A 21,387-nucleotide genomic window follows, 5' to 3' on the forward strand; every position below is an offset into this window, starting at 1 on the left:
GCCGTCGGCCTGACCGGCGCGGCCGCACTGGTGGTCCTGCTCGCCGTCTACGTCGCCGCCATCACCGGCGGCCTGCCCAGCATGAACGAGGCCATCTCCGCCGGCGCCGGCCAGGCGCGGGGAACCGCGCTGTCGCTGTTCTCCTTCGCTCTCGCGGTCGGCGGCAGCGTCGGACCGCAGGTGGCCGCCGCGTTCGGGGGATTCACCCCGATGATGTACGGCCTCGCGATCGGCATGGGGCTGGCGGCCCTGGCCGTACTGGCTTCCGCGAGGTCGCCCAGGCGAGCCGCCTGACGTGAACTCCGGCCGGGTTGGCTGTGGGGCATTCCTTCCCATGGCTACCGGCCGGTAAGGTGTTACCAACGGTAACCCGTTCGAGGAGAGTGCGCACATGGCCGGCTTCTGCCCGGAGCTCAGCGATGACGTGGTCGAGGTACGCGACTGGGTGCATGAGTTCGCCCGTGACGTGATCCGCCCGGCGGGCGCCGAATGGGACGAGCGGGAGGAGACTCCCTGGCCGGTCATCCAGGAGGCGGCCAAGATCGGCCTATACTCTCTGGACTTCTTCGCCACCCAGTGGTTCGAGGAGAGCGGGCTGGCGCTGCCCGTGGCGTTCGAGGAGATCTTCTGGGGCGACGCGGGCATCGGCCTGAGCATCGTCGGCACCGGCCTGGCCGCCGCCGCCCTCGCCTCGAACGGCACCTCGGAGCAGATGGGGGAGTGGCTGCCGCAGATGTTCGGCACGGAGAGCGACGTCAAGCTGGGTGCCTTCTGCGCCTCCGAGCCGGACGCCGGCTCCGACGTCGGCGCCATCCGCACCCGCGCCGTCTACGACCGGGGCGACTGGATCCTGGACGGCGTCAAGACCTGGGCCACGAACGGCGGCATCGCCGACGTCCACGTCGTCGTGGCCTCAGTCGACCCGTCACTCGGCACCAGGGGCCAGGCGTCCTTCGTCATCCCGCCCGGCACGCCCGGGCTGTCCATGGGCCAGAAGTTCCGCAAGCACGGGATCCGCGCCTCCCACACGGCCGAGGTGATCCTGGACGGCGTGCGCGTACCGGGCTCCTGCCTGCTCGGGGGCAAGGACAAACTGGACGCCCGGCTGGCGCGCGTACGCAATGGGGAGCGTGCGGGCGAGCAGGCGGCGATGCGCACGTTCGAGACCACCCGCCCGTCGGTCGCCGCCATGGCCGTGGGCATCGCCCGCGCGGCCTTCGAGTACGCCAGGGACTACGCCCGCGAGCGCGAGCAGTTCGGCCGCAAGATCGGCGAGAACCAGGCGATCGCCTTCCTCCTCGCCGAGATGGCCACGCGGGTGGACGTGGCCCGCCTGCTGACGTGGCGCGCCGCTTGGATGGCGCGCAACGGCCGGCAGTTCACGCAGGCGGAAGGGTCGATGTCGAAGCTGGTGGCAGGGGAGACGGCGGTGTGGGTGACGGAGCAGGCGATCCAGATCCTGGGCGGCGCTGGATACACGAGGGAGCACCCGGTGGAGCGCTTCCACCGGGACGCCAAGATCTACACCATTTTTGAAGGCACGTCGGAAATTCAGCGCCTCATCATCGGGCGAGCCGTCACCGGACTGCCGGTGAGGTAAGAATTCCGCAGGTCAGATGGATGGCGCGGCCACAGAGCAGTTGTTGCGCCACGCCTCCCCCAACCGACAGATCATCAGGCGTCAGACCCCAGTTCTGTCTCAGTTCTGCCTCACGAAGATTCAGGCCGCCGAAACTGCCTGTCGATGGCCTCGCGTACTCGGTCGTGCGACGAAGGCAGCATGTGAGCGTAGACACGGAGAGTAAGTGCCGGGTCGGCGTGCCCCAGGTACTCGGACAGATCCTTGATAGTCACGCCACCTGCCAGCGTGACGCTGGCGAAGTAGTGGCGGAGCTGGTGCGTACCCTGCTGCCGAGTCGTGAGGTACCTACGCCTGCCTTGCGCGTCCTTGACCGGCTCCGGAATGACCCCGGCCGCCACGAGCGCAGGCTTCCAGACAGTCTCGTCGTAGTTGCGATGCCGGACGTGTAAGTCGTCGGTTGCCCACCGGAACAGCAGGTTGTGCGTACGTGGCTTCCCGCTGGTCTTCTCCCAGGGCAAGGTGTACGGCTGCGGCGTATGAGCGTCAATGTGAGCACGAAGATGCTCCGCCACCCATTGAGACATGGGGATTGTGCGCTCTTTATCTCTCTTCGGCAGCGCGAACACGAACTCGCTGTTCAGCTTCTTGACCTGGCGCCGGACGTGGATGGTCATGTCGTCGAAGTCCACATCCTCGAGCGCAAGGCCGAACCACTCACCCGCCCGCATTCCGCATCCAGCTCCGAGGACGGGCATGGCACGCAGATGCGCAGGGTGGGCCGCGATGAGCGAGAGGACCACCAGATCGGGCCACGGGACCACCTTCTTGTACACGTGCGCTGGTGCCTTGACGATTTCGGCCTTCGCCGGGTTCTTCTTGATCTTCTCGTCGGCAACGGCGAGATCGAGGATGCCCTGGAGGACGAGAAGCGCCGTGATCGGGGTTGAGGCCTCGTACCGCTCAGAGAGTTCGGCAAGGAATGATTGCACCTCTGACGGCTTGATCGACCCCACCCTGCGCTTGCCGAACTTCGGCTGAATGTGGAGCCGGTACATCGACTCATAGCGGATGACGGAGGCCGGGTCGATGCCAGCCCGGGAGGCCAGCCACCGCTGTCCATAGCCGTCGAATATCGCGTTGCCGGCTGCCGGGTCGATGTACTCGCCGCGGGCCAGGTCCTCCTCCATCTTCCGTGCGTACTTCTTTGCGTCGTCCTTGACGCGCCGCGTCGCAGTCTTCTCCCTGCCGTCCGGTCCGATCCACACCGACTGCCATCGGTTCGCGTTCGGGTTCCCGCCGTTGTCGGGATGCTTGGCGGTCTTCTTGCGCACGGGCTTGCCGTCAGGTCCCTTGACCGTCGTGAACCACAGGTCTCTTACGCGGGCCATCGTGCTTCTCCTAAGGGTTGTGGCGAGCGCGTCGAGTTACTCCATCTGGGTGTTTCGGCTGGTACCGGGCTTGCGGGCCCGTGGCGATTCACCGTCGCTGGAGTCCGTGTGACGCGCTTGGTGATCTTCGTGCACCGGTCTCGTGCAAGCGTGCAAGTCGCGCTATGGTGTGTCTGACGCGTCAAACGCGTCTAATTCTGCTGTTTGTATCACACGAGACCGCCGGAAGCCGGGCGAAAGCCCGAACCGCCCTATCCCCTCAGTGGGGCGGGCCGGAGGAGTACCACCCATGCCCGCGTCCGAGACGACTGCCCCTCAGGAGCCGCCCGGCTAGAACAAGAAAGGCGCCCCCCGCAAAGCGGAGAGCGCCTATCCCACATCAGCAACGACACCGCACCACTGACCGGCTCCAGGTTGGTAGCCAGGCGAGCCGATCGGGTTGGTGCCCAGATGCTTGGAGCCGAAGATATCACCTCGCCAAGCGTTCGCCCCGGCGTGCCCAAATCGCTGGGCCCCGCCGCAGCAGGACGCCTCTCAACCCTCGCTCATCCCATCCCGCGCAGCCATCCTGTCGGCCGTCCCCGAAGGCATGAGCCGCGCCCCCTCGCAGCGCGACTTTCTCCGCGCCGTCAAGGAGCATCCCAACGCCCTCGCACTGAAGTGCCACGCCTACCGGAACCTGACGGAGGTGGCGGCCAAGCTGGCCCACTGGGCCGACTGGACCACGATGACGACCCGCCCGACCGAGCAGCGCATCGCTGACGAACTCGACCTGGCGCTGTCCACCGTCAAGCGCTGGATCAGGTGGCTGCGTGAGCACGGCTTCCTCGGCGTCGTGGAAGAGGGCACGAAGAACCGGTACCGCAGAGGCAACCGGTGCGGGCTCGACGAAGACGGCCTGGGCAACCGGGCGGCGGTCTGGGTGCTGTGCGTTCCTGCTCCGGAGACGGACGAACACGACACGCGTACCGACAAAACGACAACTGAACCCCCCTCATGTACTTCCCGAAGGGGAGTACATGAGGGTCCTACGCACGCGCGCGAGACAAGATCATCCCGCCGCCGCAAGGACCGCATTTCGACGACGGGGGAGCCCGCCGCCACGCCGGGGACCAAGCGACACGCACGCAGACAAGCCTTCGAGACAGCCCAGAAGCTCCATGACACCAACCCGCTCCTCGAGCGGCTGTCGCCGTGGTACATCAGACACCTGACCAGGGTCTTCGTCGCTGCTGGGTGGAGCGCCGACGACGTCCGGCACGCTCTGAACCACCAGCCGGACGGGATGGCCTGGACCTACACATGGACCAGCCGCGACCAGATCCGCAACGTCCCCGGCTGGGTACGGTTCCGGCTCGCTGCCTGGCTGGACGAGCACGGCCGGCCCGTGCCCGGCAAGTCGCAGCGGCTGGGGGCCGCGGCCGCCCAGCTGCGCACCGAGCAGGAAGCCATGCGAGGACGGTTCGAGGCGCTGAACGCTCGTCGCGTCGGCGGACCGATCGAGCTGCCGCAGCGGATGAGCAGGGCCGAAGCGCTGGCGCCCCCGCCTGTAGTCGATCGGGCGGCCTCGTCCGGTCCGAGCGCGGCCTATCGTGCGGCCCGTGCGGCGATGGAGGCGAAGCGGCTGAAGGAGGAGGCCGAGTTGCTGAGGAGGTTGGGGGCATGAGCGAGTCGTACGCCGAGCAGGCCCAGCGGGCGCGGGAGTTGCTTGCGCGCTCGTCGCCCGTGGCCGCGCGGGCGATGCGTGCTCGGGAGCAAGAAGCTGCGCGCCCGCGTCGCGTGGCGGACAAGTGGCGGTGGACCTCGATCGACCGGCAGGCGGGGGAGGCGATCGAGGCGCAGGCCCGGCTCGTCGAGGTCTCGCCGCCCGCGGTGGAGCCGGAGGTGGACATGGAGGAGGAGCGGCGGCGGGTGTCGCTGGCGCTGGCGCGGATGCGGGCTCGTGCAGAGCGTGCGGCCCGACAAAACGACAAATCCGAATCTACGACGTAAAGCCGGGCGCGGCGGACGGTGAGCGGTCTAGAAGTACCGCTGTGCGCGCGTCAGCTTGACGGAGAGACGCGTACGCAGTGTGTCTGATACGTCAGACGCGATACGCGCGATGAAGCGCTTAGATTGCGTCTGAGACGGTAACCATACTGTGATCAGCGGAAACGATCGCTGGTACCGTAGACGTACATACACCTATATATATGTGCTACGTTGGAGATCCAAGCACCACACAAAAGCACCACTGACCAGCCGAAACACCGGAAGGAACGCCGTGACCGCCACAATCCCGGCCCCGTACAACACCCTCCTCGACGCCCGCCGAGCAGGCGCCACCACCACCCACCAGCTCGACGCGCTGGCCTGGTCCGCAGCCGCGAACGCCGCCGAATTCCGCGTCAATGCCACCTGGGACGCCCTCCTCCAGGAGGCTACCGACCGCGTCTACCGCGTCGCCCACTACCGGGCCGTCGAGGGAGCCGACACACTCGGCATCGACCTCGACACCGGCGTCACCTACGACGAGCTGCCCGCAGCCGTCACAGCGAACGTCATCACCTCCGCGTTCGTCGCCGCGTGCAACATGTGCGACCGCACCGACGAGGAGGGCAAGCCGATAGCGGTACTGCTATCGGATACCGGCGACGACGACCACGAGATCAGTGTCGCCCCGGCCCTGCCGGACGACACCGAGCGCGGCGACCTGGTCGAGTTCCTGCAGAAGGACGGCAAGACGCTGCTCACGCCGCCGGCCGGGTCGCCGGTGTTCCGCTTCATGCGGCAGGTCACCGCGCTGGCGGAAACCCACCCCGAGCACACCGTGACCTGGACGGTCACGCACCCCGCCACCGGCAAGGTGCTGAAGACGTACGCCATCACCGTCCAGGACTGAACGGAGACCACAGTGTTCGACCCCGACGAGGCGCCCGACCTGCCCCACGGCTGGGCATGGGATGACGGCGGCGAAGCTGTGATCTGCCCCTGCGGGCACGCCATCGAGCTGGACTGCGTCTGCCCCGAGGGCCACAGCTCCCCCCTGCTCGGCATGATCTGACCACGCCACACCGACACACCGGCCCCGCGACCCCCACGGTCGCGGGGCCTCCGCATTCTCAAGGAGAAAACGACATGGACACGAAGATCCGGCGTAGCCGCGGCGAACTGTTCTGGGCCGTCGCACGAGTCCGCAACGCGGGCGGCACCACCACCCACCAGCTCGCGACGATCGCCCGCATGCTGACCGGGCCGACCGCGACCGCGGACCAGTACGAGCACGAGCGGGCCAGCGTCTTCGACACGGCAGGGTTCCACTTCGACGAGCTGTCCAGCGAGTACGAGCGCACGACGGGCGCCACGCCGTACCCGTGGGAGACCGCAACGTTCGACGACCTGACCGGCGCCGACCAGAAGAAAGTCATCCGGGGCGTCGTCTACACGCACGCCGAACCGGACGAGGACGACGAGACTGTGCGGCGCGAGGAGCCTGCGCTGCCGATCGCGCTCATGGACCACATGCTCGACGGCCTCCGCAAGGCGGCCGCGCTCAAGGTCGAGCACGGCAGCACCTACGCCCCGGCGTACAACTCGGTCTGGACGTGCCTGTACCTGCTGCTGCGCGACCAGTCGCTGAGCATCGTTCTGGCGGCGGAGGCCATCGACCACGCTCTCACCACCGGTAAGGGCATCGCCGAGGCCGTCGCGTACATGGACGGCCAGCTGTGAGCGCGCCGACGCTGGACACCAGCACCCGGGCCATCGCTGAGCATCTGCTGGGGACGCTGCGCCTGCTCGACCAGGCCAACAACAACCGGCTGTCGATCCAGGGCGGCGGCGCCTACGGCGACGTGCGCGAAGCCCTGATCAAGGTCCTGGAGACGCAAGAGTGGGGCCGCGCGATGGCCGACGAGGCGATCCACGAGGCGATGATCAGCGGCAGCTCGATGTGGGACGCCATGTACGCCACCCGCGCGGGCTGATAGCGGAACCGTCATCGGCCCCGCGACCACCGCGGGGCCGCCTTTCCATCGGATAGCAGAACCGTAACCGAAAGGAGCGCGCCATGCGCCTGGCGCCCGACCAGATCCCGACCAGCGTCACCGAAACCGCCGAGTACTGCCACCAGGCCGGCGGCACCCCCGCCGACGTGCTGGAGGCGATCGCTTGGGCAGTGGCAGTCCTGGAGGGCTACGACGCCGACCGGCACGACGTGCACCGGGCGAACGTCTCCGACCACGCCGAATGGGAGTACTACGTCCTGTCGGTGGAGCGTGAGCGGGAGGACGGCACCTCGCCCTACAGCGAGGATGACGACACGTTGGACAAGCTCACCGGGGAGGACCGTCCGGTTTTCTACCGCCGGGTGGCGGAGTGGTCCGAGACGTACGTCTCCCCAGGAGAGAAGCGCTGATGGGCAGGATCGAGCTCAAGGCCAAGGGCCTGAGCGTCATCGTCCACCGCGACGGCCAGCCGATCGGCCGCGTCTGGTGGAGCGCGGCTCGCGAGCGGTACATCGCCGCGGCGATGAGCGGACCCCCGATCGGGGAGCACCCGCTGCGGACCACGGCCATCCGCATGGTTATCGATAGCGCAACCGGAATCAGTAGGGAGACCAGCATGTACGCCACCGTTGCCGACATCACCGACGAGATCGCCCAGCAGGTCGCCGACGCGATCGGCGAGCGCTTCGGCGCGACTCCCGGCTACGCCCCGAAGGTCATGGACGCCGACTGGGACTGCGGCAGCGGCCGCGTCATCGTCTGGGAGGAGTGCCCCGTGCCCGACTGGGCGATCCTGGCCGGCCCCGGCGGGATGTCCGAGTACGGCGGGGCGATCGAGTACGCGCCGGTCCAGCTGCCTTCGGGCGTGTGGGTCGAGCCGGTCAACCCGATGACCCTGCGCGTCATGCTCAGCCACCGCTGAAAAAGCTGATGGCCGGGCCCGCCACAGGCCCGGCCATCCCAACACCACAGAAAGCCCCGGACTCCTCGTCGCCACAACGGGAGACCCAGTGCATCCCAGAGTAACGCACACCACCGGCCTGCCCAGGCCGCCCCGGAATGTAGGAGGAATCGTGAAGTACGTCGCCACCGCCACCCGCCGCTACCGCATGGAGCTCCCAGGCCATGACTGGTTTGAGCCCGTCACCACCGACAACGTCCACCGGGTGGTCAACGCCAGGCGCACGGCCAGGATCGCGGGCCTGCAGCTCGTCGTCTCCCTGTTGCCGCTCCAGGTCGAGGAGATGCCCGCCTGCTATTGGTGTCGTGCCCGGCCGCGCGCGGTCGAGTACGACTGCGACGGGGCGTACCGAACTGCGACCTGCGACTCGGCGCAGTGCAGGGAGGCCCGCCGGCTGACGTACGAGGGCATCATCGCCCACCCGTCCTACCACCGCGGCGATCAGGCGCTGCGCATCGTCAAGCCTGTCCGGGTCCGGACCACGGATGGGCCGCGGCCGGGTGTCGTCACGGTGGATGAGTACGAGGACATCACCTGCTTGTGCGGCAACATCTCGTCGTATGCGGGGTTCCACGAGTGTCTGCCTGGCGGTGCGCTCGTCGGGCCGGACCATCCCGAGTGGAATGGTCTGTGGTGGTGTGCGGGTGTCGGGTGTCCTGGCGTGATCGTCGATTGTCGGGAGCCTGCCGTGTACGCGGATGAGCCGGGCGCGCCGGCCAAGGTCGTCGTTACCGAATTGTGATCATTTGTGATCTCACTGGTAGCTCAGATGTCTATACCGGTCTGCTGTACGTGCTAATCTGCTGCTAGCAGTACCTCGGAAACGAACAGACCAGCAAGCCGATAGCGGCACCGCAATCAGCAACGGCACCAGCCCCGCGACCCACCGTCGCGGGGCCGTCGCGCGTTCCGAGGACAACACCATGAGCCACCGGTGACACCCCCTCCGACCAAGGCTAAGGAGCCAACCCCATGAACACCCTGAACCTGCCCGGCATCGCCCGCGTCCACTACGACAGCATCCAGAACGGCCGCAACACCCAAGCCGACTACGTCGCCGTGCTCAACGGCTCGTGGGCGCTGGCCGTGGCCGTGTGCGACGGCGCGGGCGACGACCCCGACGCCGCCGAGGCCGCGCACAGCAGCGCGCAGATCAGCGCGGCCGTCACCGGCTCGACCAGCAGCCCCGTCGAGGGCCTGCACGCTGCACGCACCTACCTGCAGCGGCGCAACGAGGAAGCCCCGCCCAGCCAGGAAGGCATCACCACGGCGGTCGTCGCCGCGATCACCAGCGGCGGGCTGGACCTCGCCTGGGTCGGTGACTCACCCGCATGGGCGGTGCGCCTGGACGGCAAGGTCGTCCCCCTGACCACGCCGTCCTGCCACCCCTGCATGACGCCGTGCAACGTCGAGGAGAAGCACGAAGGCGCGAACTGCTGGCCGCACCGCCTGCCCTTCACGTACACCGACGACTACGCCCGCATCATCCTCGCGTCAGACGGCCTGACCGCGCACTTGCCGCTCACCGGACGGCTTGACCACATGAACGCCATGCTGGACGACCTGGCGCGTCTCGCCGCTCCCGACCTATACGGCGAGTACGTCGCGACGTCGCTGCTCGACCTGGCCAAGCGCGGCCGCGGCCGCGACAACACGACGGTCGCCGTCATCGACCTGCTCCACGGCAACGACGACCTCCGCGACCGGGGCGAAGGGGACGCCAAGTGACGTCCACCGTGACGGGGTTGCTGCTCACCACCGACCTCAACCCGGGCGACCGGGTGGCGCTGCTGCTGTCCGACGAAGGCGACCGCCTCGACCACCCGTACCTGTCCGGCGCGCTCACCCTCGGCGACGGCGACACCGCCACCGAGATCTGCGAGGTCGAGGAATACCCGCACCTGCGCCTCCTGGTGGGCCGGGCTGGCCCACCCCGGCATGCGGCTGCGTAACCACATTGCTGGGCTGCTGCTCGACCAGTACTTCCCGCCCACCGCCGACCGGTGGTGGCTCGACCTGCGCGGCGGCGTCGTCATCACCGGCCTGTGCCACTGCGGCGCCCCCTCTGACCTGCCCGACCACATCTACGACATGGCACGCGCCGTGTCCGACTCCATCCCGAGAGGAACACGATGACCAGACGAGTCCGGCCCAACGTCAACCCGAACACCAGCTATCTCGTAAGCGTGATCACCACGAAGGCGCACCTGTGCGGCTGGGACATCACGAGCAGCCCGGCCGCCGACGGCACGACCGAGCTGACCCTGGCCCGCGACGACTGGAAGATCGTCGTGACGTTCCAGGGGAGCACGGCGCTGGCGGCCGCCATCCAATACCCCGGCCGGTCGAACCCGTCCGGGCTCATCGGAAGCGAGCAGTTGACCCGCTACCTGCGGGGCAACCGGGAGCAGATGGGGGCGTTCCGCATCGACCAGCGGGTCATCGTCGGCGACCAGGCCGGGACGGTACTGGACATCATCCCCGACGACGAGACGAAGGTCCGGCTCATCGTCCGCTACGACGGCGGCACCACGGGCGGCCCGCTCACCACACACGTCCGCGCCGAGGAAGAGGTGACGGTGTGAACCCGATCCGCCGACCGGTCACACTGCTTAACCACGCCATCTACCGAGACCCGGACGGGGAGCACACGTACGTGCTCGGCTCCGGCCCGCACGGCAAGGACTTCCACGTCCCTGGCTGCCCGAAGCTCAAGGGCATTGAGGGGGCCAAGGCGGTTACTGGCACCATCTTGAAAATCGAGCGCTCCGGTGGTCAGCCTCTCTGGGTTGATCCCATGACGAGCTCCCATCCGTCTGGAGGTGACACGTTCGGGTCGATCATTGCCCTCAGGGTGGCTGCTACGAGGGCTCTCAACTGTGCCTCGGGCATGGAGGCTACGATCTGGTCAGACAGATCCACCGCCGCTGAGCCTTCCAGGCTGCCTACTAGTTGCGGAAGGGCTTCTTCCTCCGACTGCGAGACTGGGGGCGCTTCGATGTTGAATAGTTCGACCACACGGGTATCCGACTTGAGCACGCCCCGGAGACGTTCTTCAACGGGATAGCTAGTGGTGACCCTGGTGATCTCAGCGGTTGTCGGCCGCTGGTAGGCGTCAACAGTGATCAGCCCAGTCACTTCAACGCTCCGAGCCTTACGGACCATGGCGTCGCCCTTCATCGTTGACATCACCACATCGTCGGGTCTGACGGCGGACTGAGGGACAATGGCTCGCAGCTTCATGTTCGTGTGTGCCACAAACTCGATGATCGCACCTCCGTCCATCTCGCCTTTCACCTCGATACTGATCGCGCTGTCGGGAGCACGAGAGATCGCACTGATCCGGGCGGACTTGTGGCCAACGGCTAGTCCGAGCCGGTGCCGCTCGACCACCTTGCCCACCTGCGTTTGCAGAACATCGCGGATGAAATCACGCAGCGTTTCGTCTTGGAGTTGCTTGCGGACTTCGGCCAGGCGCTCCTCTGAGGTCTTTGCGAGTGTCAGTGCCAGCTCCTTGAACTGGTGGACGAAGATGACCTGGTTGGCTAGCCCGGCTGCGGTGAGTTCCTCGACGAGTGCGGGATGCAGAGTCTGCCCGGACTCATCGGCGAAGTCGCCAGTGTCGTTCGACACCCAGGCGATCTTTTCGCCTGGGTTGTCCGCTGCCATCTTCATGACGGTCAGCCAGTTGAGGGTGTCGCGGAAGCCGTCTCCCTTCTGGTCGCAGGGACGTTGCCGACGTGTTGCGCGATTGACTAGATCCGTCAGCGGGACCTCGGGGATGTCCACGACCTCGACTTGGAGGTTGCTTAGGATCGCACTCAGGCGCGATGCGTACTCCTCACTGGCCTGCTTGCATCCGATAGCCGCTGAGGCATGGTGCTCTTTCAGCTGGAGCCGACCGTATTTGGCCTGCCATTTGTCCAAGCCCTCCAGCGCATAACCGATCTCCCTCTGGTAGCTGGCAACAGCCTCCAGCAGCGCAGCCTTGGGCGCCTTCACCTTCACTTTCCAGCGAGGTGCGCCTAAGGCTAGGACCTTCCAAGCGATTCCAGAACAGAACGGATCCGCTATGAGGACATTGGCATCGAGAAGGACAATCACCCAGCCATTGTGGCCCTCCAACGCCGCGACGTCTTCAGAATAGATCTCCGCGCCCCGATGGCGTGAGGTCAGTCTGCGAGGCAGCGACAAAGGACCTGCGACGACGGGCTGTCAGTGTCCCCGATCGGACAGATCGGCGATGCCTTCGATAAGGCATAAGCCAGCGAGGCCGACAGGATCACGTGGGCTTGGGAAGGGCTGGGCAAGCCGGCGCCCGTCTTAGGCCCTTTGGCCGCGAGGTCGAGACGGACGGCCGTCAGCACCGGGTGTGGCTGCGCACCCGGAAGCTCTACTACCCGTGCGTCGAGCACATCCTGACCGCCGCGCCCGCGCTGGCGAACGACAAGACCTATCGCTCCTTCGAGAAGGCATGGCTGGCCGGGCTCAACGGGCCCGCCCAGCTCTCGCTCTCGTTCTAACCCCTCGCTATTCGCGAAAGGCAACACCACAGATGAATCGCCACTCTGCAGTACCCCCTGCCCAAAATCACTCCGTGAAGGCGCTCATCCGCGCGTATCGACACGTGCGTGCCGTGTCCGCGTTCTGGACGTCCCCCGGCCGCTACGCGGTGGTTGTCACGGCCTCCGGCCACCTCCTCTTCCACCGGGAGGTCGATGACATGATCCGGATCCCGTTCCACGAGGAGGGCGAGCTGGCCAAGGCGGTCAGGCAGGACCGCGCCGCGCGGGCCGCCGCCGAGGAGTCGTCCCGCAGGGAGTCCGGGTGCTGAACCGGTTGTTCCCCGACGACATCGACGTCACCGAGATGTTCGCGGGCGGTGGCGGCTCCGGAACCGGGATCGCCGCCGTCCCCGGCACGAAGCTCAAGTTCGCCTCCAACCACGCCAAAACCGCGAAGTGGACGTACGTTGCGAACCACCCCGACGTGGACTTCTGGCTCGGCGACGTCCAGGCGGCCGACGCGATCGAGAAGTTCCCGTACGCAAGCTTTTTCTGGGCTTCGCCGGCTTGCCCCGCCTTCAGCACGGCATCAGGGGAGACGCGGTACTTCGACAAGGAAAACCAGATGGCCCTGTGGGCCGACGACCTGGACAACCTGACCGAGCACCAGAAGACCCGCATCCGGTCCAGGGCGCTGATGGAGGAGGTCGTCACTTACCTGCGCCACTGCCAGGAGAAACACGGCAAGCCGGTGCTCGGCTTCGGCGTCGAGAACGTCGTCCAAGCCCGCCTCTGGGCGCACTGGGACCGGTGGATCCGAGAACTGCGGAAGCTCGGCTACATCATCCAAATCCACGCCGTCAACGCCGCCCACGTGCAGGGACGCACCACGCTGCCCACGCCGCAGTCACGCGACAGGCTGCTCGTGTCCGGCATCCACGAGTCCGTGGGCCGCACGCCGGACTACCGCAAGTGGTTCGACCCGTACGCCTACTGCCCCCGCCACGGCGAATGGGTGCAGGCCGTCCGGGCGTGGAAGAAGCGCGGCGTGGACATGGGCGTCTACGGCATCAAGAACGGCCAGTACGTGTGGGTGTGCCCCGAAGTGGCGTGCCAGGGGCAGATCATCGAACCGCCCGTCCTCCCGGCCGCGTACACGATCGACTGGACCGACCTCGGCACCCCGATCGGCAGCAGGAAGAAGACGAAGAAGAAGCCCGAGGGCCTGGCGCCGAAGACCATCTCTCGCATCCGCGCCGGGGTCGAGGAGCACTGGATCAAGCCCTTCATCACGCCCGCGGGCGGCACCTGGAACGACGGGCCCCGGGGGATCGACGAGCCGATCCCCGCGCTCACCACGCGCGAAGCGAACGCGCTCGTCGTGCCGTGCGAAGGCCGCGACGGCAAGAAGGCCCGGCCGACCAGCCTGCCGAAGCGGACCAGCACGACCCGGCTGGAAGACGGCATCGCGATCGACCCCGACGCCCCGCCCGGGGCGTTCCCGGCGTTCCTGTCGCTGATGCGGTCAGGTCGGCCGCGCAACACCGACCCGACCACGGACCCGCTGGCGACGCTCGTCTCGGACGGCTCCAACCACGGGCTGGCCACCGACCCGGAGTCCCGGGACGGAATGCTGCCGCTGGTGTTCCCGTTCCGTGGCGGTGGTGACGAGCTCAAGTCGAGGCCCGCGTTCGAGGACCCCGCGCACGCGGTCACGGCCGGCGGCTACCATCACGGGCTCGGCGTCCATCCCGGCTGGACGCCGCCTCCCTCGCTCCTGATGCGCAACAACGGCAGCAAGGGGGCCGGGCGCGAGCACGTCACGCCGACCAGCGAGCACATGCGCACGGTCACCACGACCGGGCACCAGTCGCTGGTCACCGCCCCGCCCGGCCTGCCCATGCCCGAGACGCTGCTCATGGCGTATTACGGCAACGGCCGCACACAGGGCGTACACGAGCCGGTCGGGACGCTGCCGACCCGCGACCGGTGGGCGCTCCTCACCTCGGATGGCCAGATCGACGTGTCGTCCATCCTGTTCCGGATGCTCCGGATTCCCGAACTCCGGCGGGCGCAGTCGTTCCCCGACAACTACGAGTTCGTCGCCGACACGGCGCGCGACAAGGTCAAGCTCATCGGCAACGCCGTCCCGCCGCCCATGGCGGAGATCCTGACGTGCGCCATCATCGAGGCGATTCTCGGCATCGAACTGGATCGGTTCGACTACGGCCTCGCAGCCTGAGCCGCTAATAGCGGCTAAGCAATTGGTCCCCGCCACGCCGTTCGTGCGGCGGGGATCCACTCCATAACGACTCAGTCGCTACTCCACGTTGACTTCTTCCCGAAGAAATCGGCGTAGAGTCTGGGCGCGTTCCAGCAGATCGTCAAACGTTAAGACGACCAGGCGTCCGCCGAACGTTTCATTTCGCCATGCAAGCCGCTGAATATCACGCTCCGAAAGCGTGGTCCGTCGACCAATTACTACAATGCCAGTTGCTCGTCGAACGCCTGGCAGATTGGCGCGAGCGTATGGTGAGTGCTCGTCAAGCCAGGCGAGCCAGTCGAGCACTTGCTGCTCCGCGTGTACTAGGGCAGAAGTTGGATCCCCTTTGAGGCCATACAAGCGGTGAGTGCTAGCCTCTATTTCGACGACGTCTATGGAGCCGTCGAGTAGTTCAAGCGCATAGTCAAGCTCATACTCAGAGCCGAGCCGATGTTTGGGAATTATTCGGCGATAGCTCGGGCCAAAGAAGATCGGGTATCGACTTAAGCAGCGCTGCAGGTCATGCTCGTTGCGCCTGGACGCCGTCAGGAGGCGCTGCAAGTCAAGGATTGCTTGATCCAGCGAGGCTAAGACGCTTTTCGCGCGCTCGTTCTGACGACGCTCCCGATCTAATGCGTTCACGAGGTGTGCGACCTCGGCAGGTTGCACAAGCGCTCGTATGCGGGGCTGGTCATTCCCCATATCGAAGCGAGCTGGTGAACGAGGCGTTAAACGCATAGAAGATCCATCGTTGTCGGAAACAGTGAAGCCGGTCTCCAACACCTCCCCGACTAAAACTTCTAATAGATCAGAGACTTCTGGCCTGTTGGGAATGACGGGGACATCGAAAAGCATGGCACTCATGATTCTGGCCTTAGCCCAATTCTCGTCGCATTCTTGAGTATAGACCGCCATTAGTACTTGCTGTCGGGTGTTGAAGTCCAGCAGCCAGCTCACTGGCGTGAGCGTAATTACCCCATCGGCCTCCACATCGAACACGAGCTCTTTAGCCGTCACAAGCACATCGAGGAAAATCTTGTCGCTATCCTCCTCCAAAGCGTCTTCGATACGCCGTATCGAGTCATCAACACTCTCGTGATCTCCAATGAAGGTGATCAGTGGGACGCGCCAGGTACGCGATTGATCCCAAGAACTCAAGCGATCCACGTCAGCATCCTCCTCCGGAAGTGGTTGGCGGTGAAGTACCCGCTGACGCTCGCGGAGCTACGCCGCCGGTATGACACCGGTCTGGTCCGTCGTTGCAGGAAGGTCCGGCAGCCGACCCTGTGCGACACCGCAGCGGCTTCCTGCTGATGTACGCGCCGCTGTACCCGGCGCCGCCCAGCACTGACCGGATTCGCGAGCACATCCACGGTGGCCGGCTCGGCGCCATCGTCACTCCCTCCTCCGGGAACCGTGTCCAGGAGGAGGGCATGGGGGCGTCTTCATCGCCGCCTGTTGCGACCCCGCAGCTGAGACCGTGTCTGTTAGTCCATGACGGTGTGCAGAAGGCCGATTATGGCCAGGCCTGCAGGAGCGCCTACTGCGATACTTGCGCTGATCGATAGTAGAACGCCTGCGGTTGTCGCGACGCTCAAGATGATCACCCAACGCTGCTGAAGCCGAGGAGGCTGATCAGAGGCAGTTTTCTCTACGGGTTTCGGACGGCTGAAGAGTCGCACTGTCAGGCAGTCCTCACCTGGCCATCGATTCCCGTCTCGCGATGCGCTGGTAAATGGATACGCTGCACTTGATTCTCCTAGTTGGTTTCGTTGCTGGACCTCTCTGGTGGAATCCGGCTCGGCAGAGCGGAGGGAGGGGGCAACTCCCTCATTGTTCTCTGCCGAGCCCTCAACGACTGCGTTGAAGCCGAGGCGCGGAGCGTCTGTCGGCTGTTCCGATCCGCACCCTACTGAGGCGCTTGTTGGCCCGCAAGCTGTTTCGGCATGCTCGTCTTGCGTCCTTCTCATGCGTAAGCGCATAATGCCTTGTCGAACCTAGGAGGCAGCATGGTGGAAGCTGATGGTCTTGAGATGGAGAAGGCGTTCGGCGCTGCTCTCCGTGATCGGAGGCAGCGGCGGAACTGGACCCAGCAAGACCTTGCGGACAAGGTGGCCGAGCTGGGCGTAACTCTGCACCAGAGTGCTATCGCCCGAATAGAGGCCGGCGCGCGGCCGGTCCGACTGCACGAAGCCTTGGTGTTGGCCCGGGTCCTTGTTGTGGACTTGCAAGACCTGCTCCCAGATCTTGCCGTTCTCGCCCAGGCGGATATCGGCACCTTGGAGGCCCTAAGGGATGACGCTGTTCAGACTCTAGAGGCCGCCCGTGCTCAGCAAGCTGCTGTGCGGACCGAGTTGGAGCACCTAGAGGAGGCGTTCCGTGCTGCGCAAGCGGCAGTCGAGTCCGCCAGAATGCATGCTGATCGTGCGGATGCGGAAGTTGCTATGCGAACGAGGCACCTGATGGAGATAGACATGCGGCTCGGGGAAGCACGGGAGCGGCTGCGTAGACTCGAAAAAGATCGACAAGGGATTAAGAGCAGCTGGTTCTGACCCCGGCCGTGACGAACGCGCAGGAAGCGAGGAGGGTATCTGCTTAGTGCGAATACGCGGTCCAAGATCGCTCGCGTGCCAACTATCCGTGAGTCCTTGACCTGGTGGTCCTCATCCTGGCGCAGAACTACGGCATCTCCATCGACGAGACGTATAAGCGGGCCCGCGCGCTCATCGAGGAGGTCGCCGGTGCTTAGCCGCAAGTCGGCCCGGACCCCAAGGCCGAAGACGCACCAGCCGGGTGACCGCGTGCAGGTACGCCGCGCGTACGGCCTCATCGGCCGCGTGGAGAAAGTGATCTATCGCGACAAGCCCGCGTTCTTCGGCTACCTCGATCAACCTGAACGGTGACCTGGTCGAACTGGCCGGGACCGACGTCCTCGAGCCGCCGCGGCCGCTGCTGGAGGAATACCGGAAGTGGCAGGACGACTACCTCGGCTGGGAGTACATCGCGCTCCTCGATGACGCGCGGCTCGCCCAGCTCCGCATGGAGTGGTGCGAGGTGTACAAGACGCTAGCCAGGCTGCGGCCCGACTGGATTCCGCACCGGCGCGAGGGTGTGCAGCCGGTCCACCGGGTGACCATCACGAAGACGACCAAGCGGCACAAGAACTACTCGTCCAACGGGGCGTTCATCCGCGAGATCGACCGGCACTTCTGGTGGCTCAAGTGCCTGTGCGGGCTGCACGAGGTGGCCGAGTCGTCGCAGGAGGCCCGGCGGCGGAAGAGCGAGCATGACACCCCCCTCGGACACTTCAGGGGAACCCTCGCCTAGGGGTGGTGCCTCTGGAGCAGCGCGATGATGGCCACACCGAGCACGGCCAGAGTGCCGAACGTAGGCCCCGCCCACGCAAGCGCTGCCTCCAGCTCGGCCTTGCTGCTCACCAGCTTGAAGGCCCCCACCACAAGGGCGATGTTGATCGCCACGAGCAGCACCAAGGCCACATTCTTCCAAAGCCCGCTCATCCTCTTCCTGCCTCTCGTCCGACTGGCCATGGACGACAGGGAGGTACGTCGAGCGGACCGGTACTAGACCGACCCGACGACATACTTCTCCCTGTCGTCCGGGTCGCTCTGTACCGGATACGCCCAACACTGTACCTCCGTCCATGACGGGGTTTCATCGTTTTGAGAATCTCGTGAATCCAGATCTCGACTGGGGACCGAGCGGGATTCTGTGGACAGCGCGCGGAGGACATAATTTCGGCTGTGTTTGGCCAGGTCAAACGATGAATCGCTCCTGTATGCAGGGACAATGCTCCGTGCCCATACACGAGAAAAGCAATAAACTTCAGCAACCCGGCAAAGGCCCCACTGGACATCCGGGGCTTTCTGCGCAGAGTAGGAGAACCTCCATGCTGAACGGATATAGCGAAAGGCTGCGCCCCCACCTATGCGATGGCGCCAAGATGATCATCGCCTGATCAAGGGGGCGCAGGATCAAGGCTTCTTGCTGGAGTAGTGGAAGATGCCGATCGCTAGCCCTGTGATGGCGACGAAAGCTCCTCCACCGCTGGTGACGGCCTGCACCATATCGGCGCCCAAGGCTCTGAGGACTATCCCTGACAGTAGGCCAGCGATGACGCCGATGGTGATTGCCAGCACTGCGTAGAGCGCGCTACCACCCATTTTGACCTCCGTGTAATTGCGAGCGGGCAGCCTATGAGTGGCCTTCGCTGCGATTCAATGTTCAGCGCATGATGCGACCTCGAAGGGTGCAGCATCCCGCCGAATCGGATTCTGTGGATAGCGCGCGCAGTTGCGAGCTTAAGGAGGTCATACCGGGCCGCGCAAACGGTTCGAGACCACGGCAGATCCGCGCGGATCCGCGCGGATTCCCGCTGATGTCCGATTTTTAAAATGGACATGCGGGGACGATTGCCGTCAAAGAGGCTATCAAAGAATCTTGAAAAACTTCTCAGAGCGTGTTTGAGAAGATCATTCATGTTCGGCGTGGCGGCGTGCTGACGGGTGCCGATGGCGTCAGGGTGGCCGGATGCCCCCTGATCGTTACCCCTCGGACCTGACAGATGAGCAGTGGGTGCTGATCGAACCCTTACTGCCCGAGCCGAACACCGGCGGACGCCCCGAGAAGCATCCGCGCCGGGAGATCGTCAACGCCATCTTGTACGTGGTGCGCTCCGGCTGCCCATGGCGCTACCTGCCTACCGATCTGCCGCCCTGGCAAACCGTGTACTGGTACTTCCAGCAGTGGGAAGCCGCTGGCGTCACCGAAGCACTGCTCGCTGAGCTACGCATCAAGGCCCGCCGCCAGGCCGGCCGCGACGACGAGCCGTCGGCGGGCATCATCGACTCCCAAAGTGTCAAGGGCGCCGATACCGTCGGCCGTGACAGCCGCGGCTACGACGCGGGCAAGAAGGTCAACGGCCGCAAGCGGTTCATCATCACCGACACCACCGGCCTGCTCGTCACGGTCACGGTGATGGCCGCCAGCTGGCAGGACCGTGACGGCGCCAAGACCGCCCTGCTGTCCGCGTACCTGACCACCCCGATCCGGCACGTCTTCGCCGACCAGGGCTTCGCCGGACGGCTGGTGGACTGGGCCCGCGACACCCTGCGCACCACCGTGGAGATCGTCCGTAAGCCCGCCGACCAGCAAGGGTTCAGCGTCATCTCCCGACGTTGGGTGGTAGAGAGAACCCTGGCCTGGTTGACAGCCTGCCGACGCCTGGCCCGCGACTACGAACGCGACCCCGCCGTATCCGAGGCGATCATCCGCTGGGCCGCCATCTCCGGCATGGCCCGCCGCCTCACCCGCGGAAACCCCGCTACACGCCAGCAGCGGTACGTCCTTGACCAGCCGACCTAAGTCCGTCCTCAACACGCGCTCAGTCGTCAGCGGCGACCAGAAGCGACAAGATCTTGGCGGGGCGGTCGATGACGACCAGCTCGTGAAAGTCGATATGAACCCCGCCCCAGCCGTGAAAGGCCTCATGACCGAGATCCGCGAGCTGGTATCTCTCCGTGGCTCCTGCCACCAGCGGATGAACCTCGCGCTCCAGCCGGGCGGACAGAGCCGCAGGAAGAGGACCGAACTGTGCCGCCCAGTCGCGCAAAATGGCGTTCGCGTTCATCTCGTCCACGTGCACGTATGCGGTGGCGCTCACGCTCCGCAGCCAGTAGGGGCCATGGCGGAGCCCGTCGGCCTCCACTCCCCCTCCGGCATAGTCGTCCCGGAACTGCTCATGGCCAATCAGCTCCGTCAGTAGGTGGGTATCGCCGACATCTGCGTGAGACATACCGAAGCGCTTGATGTCGACCCAGCGACGTGCATGATCCTTGAGGAGGAACTCACGAAAGTTGATGAACGTCTGATCTAGATACGTGAGCGCCACTTGCACGTCTCAACTGTAAGACGTGCTTCGGGAATGATCACATCAGTCGCCCTGCCACCCATGATGATCTTCTCAAACACTCTCTCAGTCGCGCTCACGGCGCCATCCAGCGACGATCACCTGCAATCACATCCGCATGTGCGGCTCTATTCGCAGCAGGGTCGGTACTCGTCCTGTAGGGCTGTCCGTGCAGGCGGGAGTGGAGCCGGCATGCGCGCGGCAGGGTCCCGCCTGCACGGAGGCGACCGGCGGCGAGGGGGTCCCGTGCACCCTGTGGGAGGCGATATGGCTCCAATGTTGCGGGAACGACGCGTCTGGTGTGTCATATGCGTCTGACGTGTGTTCTATGGGTCCGTGTAAACGGATCCGTCATTCGGGGGAGTGCAGCATGAATAAGGCAGATGTCGTCGAGGAGTTCCGCCAGCGGACCGATGCACCGTCCCGTGCGGCGGCAGCGCGGAGCGTCGAGGCGTTCATCGACATCATCAGGGCCACCGTCGCCACCGGCCAGGAGGTCCGCATCGGCGGGCTCGGCGTCTTCGAGCGCGTCTACCGCAAGGCCCGCGAGGCCCGCGACCCGAACACCAACGAGCCGATCGACGTCCCCGGCAAGTGGACCATCCGGTTCCGGCCGGCCAAGGAAGCCAAGGACGCCGTCAACAAGTAACACCAGCTCGTCGGCGGTCCGCTGCGGGGGCGCGGGTCGCCGACGCTTCTTTGCGCAAAGGACGCCACATGAAGCGATCCGACATGGACGCCGCCATCGAGGAGCTGTACGCCCAGGTGCCGCAGCC

General features: G+C 65.6%; 28 protein-coding genes and 1 pseudogene. 23 read left to right on the plus strand and 6 right to left on the minus strand.

Annotation, left to right across the window (positions count from 1 at the left end; all coding sequences use genetic code 11):
- Together AB0J09_RS17040 and AB0J09_RS17045 are read left to right on the plus strand one after the other, a co-directional pair.
- Nucleotides 1-294, plus strand: a pseudogene (locus AB0J09_RS17040) (hypothetical protein); the annotation flags it as partial.
- A gap of 97 nt (nucleotides 295-391) precedes the next feature.
- Nucleotides 392-1,600 (plus strand): acyl-CoA dehydrogenase family protein, encoded by a 1,209-nt coding sequence (locus AB0J09_RS17045; protein WP_360691089.1) that lies wholly within the window; start codon nucleotides 392-394, stop codon nucleotides 1,598-1,600.
- 110 nt (nucleotides 1,601-1,710) lie between these two features.
- Here AB0J09_RS17045 and AB0J09_RS17050 read toward each other — a convergent pair whose 3' ends face one another.
- Nucleotides 1,711-2,913, minus strand: coding sequence for a tyrosine-type recombinase/integrase (locus AB0J09_RS17050; RefSeq protein ID WP_360691092.1), 1,203 nt, complete (start codon nucleotides 2,911-2,913; stop codon nucleotides 1,711-1,713).
- A 646-nt stretch (nucleotides 2,914-3,559) separates the two neighbouring features.
- Between AB0J09_RS17050 and AB0J09_RS17055 the strand changes: the two genes are divergently transcribed.
- From AB0J09_RS17055 to AB0J09_RS17115, 13 genes are all read left to right on the plus strand, one after another.
- Nucleotides 3,560-4,636 carry a hypothetical protein gene (locus AB0J09_RS17055; protein WP_360691095.1) on the plus strand — a complete coding sequence of 359 codons (1,077 nt, stop codon included), beginning with the start codon at nucleotides 3,560-3,562 and terminating at the stop codon, nucleotides 4,634-4,636.
- Nucleotides 4,633-4,962, plus strand: a complete 330-nt coding sequence (locus AB0J09_RS17060; protein WP_360691098.1) for a hypothetical protein — start codon at nucleotides 4,633-4,635, stop codon at nucleotides 4,960-4,962. The genes AB0J09_RS17055 and AB0J09_RS17060 overlap by 4 nt, the downstream gene beginning before the upstream one ends.
- A 271-nt stretch (nucleotides 4,963-5,233) precedes the next feature.
- Nucleotides 5,234-5,851 carry a hypothetical protein gene (locus tag AB0J09_RS17065; RefSeq protein WP_360691100.1) on the plus strand — a complete coding sequence of 206 codons (618 nt, stop codon included), beginning with the start codon at nucleotides 5,234-5,236 and terminating at the stop codon, nucleotides 5,849-5,851.
- A 12-nt stretch (nucleotides 5,852-5,863) separates the two neighbouring features.
- A complete protein-coding gene (locus tag AB0J09_RS17070; protein WP_360691103.1) occupies nucleotides 5,864-6,013 on the plus strand; it encodes a hypothetical protein in 150 nt (49 codons plus the stop codon).
- A 74-nt stretch (nucleotides 6,014-6,087) separates the two neighbouring features.
- Nucleotides 6,088-6,681: a hypothetical protein gene (locus tag AB0J09_RS17075; RefSeq protein WP_360691106.1), complete on the plus strand. Its 594-nt coding sequence runs from the start codon at nucleotides 6,088-6,090 to the stop codon at nucleotides 6,679-6,681.
- The gene (locus tag AB0J09_RS17080; protein ID WP_360691109.1) at nucleotides 6,678-6,935 is read left to right on the plus strand and encodes a hypothetical protein; all 258 of its coding nucleotides are present in this window, start codon (nucleotides 6,678-6,680) and stop codon (nucleotides 6,933-6,935) included. The genes AB0J09_RS17075 and AB0J09_RS17080 overlap by 4 nt, the downstream gene beginning before the upstream one ends.
- A gap of 83 nt (nucleotides 6,936-7,018) precedes the next feature.
- A complete protein-coding gene (locus AB0J09_RS17085; protein WP_360691112.1) occupies nucleotides 7,019-7,366 on the plus strand; it encodes a hypothetical protein in 348 nt (115 codons plus the stop codon).
- Complete coding sequence (locus AB0J09_RS17090) at nucleotides 7,366-7,878, plus strand: hypothetical protein (RefSeq protein ID WP_360691115.1); 513 nt, start codon at nucleotides 7,366-7,368, stop codon at nucleotides 7,876-7,878. Before AB0J09_RS17085 ends, AB0J09_RS17090 begins: the two co-directional genes overlap by 1 nt.
- A gap of 151 nt (nucleotides 7,879-8,029) precedes the next feature.
- The gene (locus AB0J09_RS17095; protein ID WP_360691118.1) at nucleotides 8,030-8,659 is read left to right on the plus strand and encodes a hypothetical protein; all 630 of its coding nucleotides are present in this window, start codon (nucleotides 8,030-8,032) and stop codon (nucleotides 8,657-8,659) included.
- Between the two features lie 230 nt (nucleotides 8,660-8,889).
- Nucleotides 8,890-9,645: a protein phosphatase 2C domain-containing protein gene (locus AB0J09_RS17100; RefSeq protein WP_360691121.1), complete on the plus strand. Its 756-nt coding sequence runs from the start codon at nucleotides 8,890-8,892 to the stop codon at nucleotides 9,643-9,645.
- On the plus strand, nucleotides 9,642-9,869 hold the full coding sequence (locus tag AB0J09_RS17105) for a hypothetical protein (RefSeq protein ID WP_360691124.1): 228 nt from the start codon (nucleotides 9,642-9,644) through the stop codon (nucleotides 9,867-9,869). The genes AB0J09_RS17100 and AB0J09_RS17105 overlap by 4 nt, the downstream gene beginning before the upstream one ends.
- Nucleotides 9,856-10,053: a hypothetical protein gene (locus AB0J09_RS17110; RefSeq protein ID WP_360691127.1), complete on the plus strand. Its 198-nt coding sequence runs from the start codon at nucleotides 9,856-9,858 to the stop codon at nucleotides 10,051-10,053. The genes AB0J09_RS17105 and AB0J09_RS17110 overlap by 14 nt, the downstream gene beginning before the upstream one ends.
- A complete protein-coding gene (locus AB0J09_RS17115) occupies nucleotides 10,050-10,502 on the plus strand; it encodes a hypothetical protein (RefSeq protein ID WP_360691130.1) in 453 nt (150 codons plus the stop codon). Before AB0J09_RS17110 ends, AB0J09_RS17115 begins: the two co-directional genes overlap by 4 nt.
- Before the next feature lie 190 nt (nucleotides 10,503-10,692).
- Here the strand turns inward: AB0J09_RS17115 and AB0J09_RS17120 are convergent, their stop codons facing one another.
- Nucleotides 10,693-12,021, minus strand: a complete 1,329-nt coding sequence (locus AB0J09_RS17120) for a PIN domain-containing protein (RefSeq protein WP_360691133.1) — start codon at nucleotides 12,019-12,021, stop codon at nucleotides 10,693-10,695.
- 188 nt (nucleotides 12,022-12,209) lie between these two features.
- Between AB0J09_RS17120 and AB0J09_RS17125 the strand changes: the two genes are divergently transcribed.
- The 3 genes from AB0J09_RS17125 (at nucleotide 12,210) to AB0J09_RS17135 (ending at nucleotide 14,664) form a co-directional block, all read left to right on the plus strand.
- Nucleotides 12,210-12,440 carry a hypothetical protein gene (locus AB0J09_RS17125; RefSeq protein WP_360691136.1) on the plus strand — a complete coding sequence of 77 codons (231 nt, stop codon included), beginning with the start codon at nucleotides 12,210-12,212 and terminating at the stop codon, nucleotides 12,438-12,440.
- A gap of 74 nt (nucleotides 12,441-12,514) precedes the next feature.
- Entirely contained in the window at nucleotides 12,515-12,751 is a 237-nt protein-coding gene (locus tag AB0J09_RS17130; RefSeq protein ID WP_360691139.1) for a hypothetical protein, read from the plus strand.
- Nucleotides 12,745-14,664, plus strand: coding sequence for a DNA cytosine methyltransferase (locus AB0J09_RS17135; protein WP_360691142.1), 1,920 nt, complete (start codon nucleotides 12,745-12,747; stop codon nucleotides 14,662-14,664). The genes AB0J09_RS17130 and AB0J09_RS17135 overlap by 7 nt, the downstream gene beginning before the upstream one ends.
- 78 nt (nucleotides 14,665-14,742) lie before the next feature.
- Here the strand turns inward: AB0J09_RS17135 and AB0J09_RS17140 are convergent, their stop codons facing one another.
- Nucleotides 14,743-15,852 (minus strand): Shedu anti-phage system protein SduA domain-containing protein, encoded by a 1,110-nt coding sequence (locus tag AB0J09_RS17140; RefSeq protein ID WP_360691145.1) that lies wholly within the window; start codon nucleotides 15,850-15,852, stop codon nucleotides 14,743-14,745.
- An 842-nt stretch (nucleotides 15,853-16,694) separates the two neighbouring features.
- Between AB0J09_RS17140 and AB0J09_RS17145 the strand changes: the two genes are divergently transcribed.
- The 3 genes from AB0J09_RS17145 to AB0J09_RS17155 all read left to right on the plus strand — a co-directional run bounded on the left by AB0J09_RS17145 (nucleotide 16,695) and on the right by AB0J09_RS17155 (nucleotide 18,012).
- Nucleotides 16,695-17,237: a helix-turn-helix transcriptional regulator gene (locus AB0J09_RS17145; RefSeq protein WP_360691148.1), complete on the plus strand. Its 543-nt coding sequence runs from the start codon at nucleotides 16,695-16,697 to the stop codon at nucleotides 17,235-17,237.
- Between the two features lie 189 nt (nucleotides 17,238-17,426).
- Nucleotides 17,427-17,588 (plus strand): hypothetical protein, encoded by a 162-nt coding sequence (locus AB0J09_RS17150; RefSeq protein WP_360691151.1) that lies wholly within the window; start codon nucleotides 17,427-17,429, stop codon nucleotides 17,586-17,588.
- Nucleotides 17,589-17,739: 151 nt separating this feature from the next.
- Complete coding sequence (locus tag AB0J09_RS17155) at nucleotides 17,740-18,012, plus strand: hypothetical protein (protein WP_360691154.1); 273 nt, start codon at nucleotides 17,740-17,742, stop codon at nucleotides 18,010-18,012.
- Here the strand turns inward: AB0J09_RS17155 and AB0J09_RS17160 are convergent.
- On the minus strand, nucleotides 18,009-18,203 hold the full coding sequence (locus AB0J09_RS17160; RefSeq protein ID WP_360691157.1) for a hypothetical protein: 195 nt from the start codon (nucleotides 18,201-18,203) through the stop codon (nucleotides 18,009-18,011). The two genes, AB0J09_RS17155 and AB0J09_RS17160, sit on opposite strands and share 4 nt — an antisense overlap.
- 474 nt (nucleotides 18,204-18,677) lie before the next feature.
- On the minus strand, nucleotides 18,678-18,866 hold the full coding sequence (locus AB0J09_RS17165) for a hypothetical protein (protein ID WP_360691160.1): 189 nt from the start codon (nucleotides 18,864-18,866) through the stop codon (nucleotides 18,678-18,680).
- Between the two features lie 367 nt (nucleotides 18,867-19,233).
- Between AB0J09_RS17165 and AB0J09_RS17170 the strand changes: the two genes are divergently transcribed.
- The gene (locus tag AB0J09_RS17170) at nucleotides 19,234-20,067 is read left to right on the plus strand and encodes an IS5 family transposase (protein ID WP_360691163.1); all 834 of its coding nucleotides are present in this window, start codon (nucleotides 19,234-19,236) and stop codon (nucleotides 20,065-20,067) included.
- 19 nt (nucleotides 20,068-20,086) lie between these two features.
- Here the strand turns inward: AB0J09_RS17170 and AB0J09_RS17175 are convergent, their stop codons facing one another.
- On the minus strand, nucleotides 20,087-20,599 hold the full coding sequence (locus tag AB0J09_RS17175) for a hypothetical protein (protein WP_360691166.1): 513 nt from the start codon (nucleotides 20,597-20,599) through the stop codon (nucleotides 20,087-20,089).
- A gap of 382 nt (nucleotides 20,600-20,981) precedes the next feature.
- Here AB0J09_RS17175 and AB0J09_RS17180 point away from each other — a divergent pair, with 382 nt between their 5' ends.
- Nucleotides 20,982-21,260 carry an HU family DNA-binding protein gene (locus AB0J09_RS17180; protein ID WP_360691169.1) on the plus strand — a complete coding sequence of 93 codons (279 nt, stop codon included), beginning with the start codon at nucleotides 20,982-20,984 and terminating at the stop codon, nucleotides 21,258-21,260.
- The last annotated feature ends 127 nt before the right edge of the window (nucleotides 21,261-21,387 follow it).

Source organism: Nonomuraea sp. NPDC049784, from assembly GCF_040659615.1.
Classification (GTDB): domain Bacteria; phylum Actinomycetota; class Actinomycetes; order Streptosporangiales; family Streptosporangiaceae; genus Nonomuraea.